General features: G+C 77.3%; 2 protein-coding genes. Both read left to right on the top strand.

The genetic code is table 11. The annotated features are described in order from the left end of the window. A partial coding sequence (locus NBW84_RS24075) for a tetratricopeptide repeat protein (protein ID WP_445548628.1) occupies positions 1-704 on the top strand: 704 nt, incomplete at its 5' end. Further along, the coding region (locus tag NBW84_RS04125; protein WP_250281846.1) for an HAD-IIA family hydrolase at positions 701-1,914 on the top strand (1,214 nt) is incomplete at its 3' end. The genes NBW84_RS24075 and NBW84_RS04125, both read left to right, overlap by 4 nt.

Genomic DNA, 1,914 nt, shown 5'->3' with positions numbered 1-1,914 from the left:
AGCCAGGACAGGCAACGAGGGAGGCGCGGATGTCCGGCGGGCACGACGGACCGGTTGCCGGCGAGGGGAGGGGCCCCCGCGACGAGTGGCTGCCCGCGAGCCTGGGGCGCATCCCCGACACCCCTCCCGCTCCTGGCACCCCCGTTCCCGCCAACACCCCGGCCGCTGGCACCCCTGCTCCTGGCGGTGACAGCGCGGCCGGCGCCGAGGGGGCCGGTACCGTCCCGGGCGCCAGCGGGTCCGGCGCCAGCGGTACTGCAGATGCCGCCGGCGTCGGCGATGCCACCCAGCTGGGTGGTGGCAGCCCCGGTGGCAGTCCTGGCGGTGAGGTCTACGACTGGTACACCCGGGGTGTCGCCCTGCTCGACCGGGGCAACGCCAACGCCGCGGTCCAGCTGCTCGCCCATGCCGTGGCCGCCGAACCGGGCTCGCGCAGCGTCCGGGAGGCGTTGGCCCGGGCCCAGTTCGACGCCGGCCAGTACGGCGCGGCCCGGGAGAGCTTCGCCTGGATCGTCGCCCACGACCCGACCGACGACTACGCCCAGTTCGGGCTCGGCATGGCGGCTCGCCGCACCGGTGACCTGCGCGCGGCGGTGGAGCATCTGGCGCTCGCCGTCGCGATGCGTCCGGACCTCGGGCACTACGGGCAGGCGCTGCGGGGTGTGCGGGCCGCGCTCAACCGGCCGGTGCGGGGACGGCCGTGACCCACGGCCTGGGCCTGTCCACCCAGCCGGCCGGCCCGGATGAGCCGGGGGCCCCGAGCGAGACGGGCGAGTGGGGTGGGCCGGGTGGGCCGCTGTCGGCGTCGCCGGCCCCGCTCGTCGACGTCCACGACGCCGCCCTGATGGACCTCGACGGGGTGGTGTACCGCGGCTCCGAGGCGGTGCCCCACGCGGCGCCGGCCATCGCCGCCGCCCGTGGACGCGGGATGCGGACGGTGTTCGTCACCAACAACGCGCTGCGGACGCCGGCCCGGGTCGCCGAGCGGCTGCGTTCCTTCGGGGTGCTCGCGGCGCCGGCCGACGTGGTCACCTCCGCGCAGGCGGCGGCGCGGCTGCTCGCCGGACGCCTGCCCCGCGGGGCGGCCGTCCTGGTCGCCGGCGGCGAGGGCCTGCGCGAGGCGGTGCGGGACGTGGGCCTGCGGCCGGTGACCACCGCGGGGGAGGGGCCGGCTGCGGTGGTGCAGGGCTTCGACCCCGCCATCGGCTACGCCCGGCTCGCCGAGGCCGCGCTCGCGATCCAGGCGGGCGCGCTGTGGGTTGCGAGCAACACCGACGCCTCGGTACCAACCGAACGCGGCCTGCTGCCCGGCAACGGCTCACTGGTCGCGATGCTGCGGACCGCGACCGGGGCGGTCCCTCTGGTGGCCGGCAAGCCGGAGCGGGCGCTGCACGAGGAGTCGGTCCGCCGTGCCGGCGCCCGCTCGCCACTGATCGTCGGCGACCGGCTCGACACCGACATCGCCTCCGCCGTCCGTTCGGGCACGCCGTCCCTGCTGGTGCTCACCGGGGTGACCGGCAAGGGCGAGCTCCTGCGCGCCGGGGCGCACTATCGGCCGACCTATGTCGCGGCCGATCTGCGGGGCCTGTTCGTACGTCATCCGGGCACCCGGCTGTCGGTGTCGGCCGCTGGTGACGAGGCTACCGCCGGCCCGGCGGACGAGGCGTGGCCGGACAGGGTGCCGGACAGGGTGCCGGACGAGGTGGAGGCGTTCTGCGGCCGGTGGGCGGCCCGGGTGCGGGCGGGGACACTGACCTGGCGGAGAGTACGTCCGGCGGGCCGGCCCGCCGACCGGTCGGAGGCTGTGCGCATCACCGACGGTGACAGCCCTGGGCGTGGGGGCAGGGAAAGCCCGTCGGGCAGCGCTTCGCCCAGGGACGCCGTGTGGGCACGGGAGGGCGTGCGGGACGAGGG

It is taken from the genome of Protofrankia sp. CiP1_Cm_nod2, from assembly GCF_920664355.1.
GTDB lineage: Bacteria > Actinomycetota > Actinomycetes > Frankiales > Frankiaceae > Protofrankia.
This window is presented reverse-complemented; position numbering and strand designations above follow the sequence as displayed.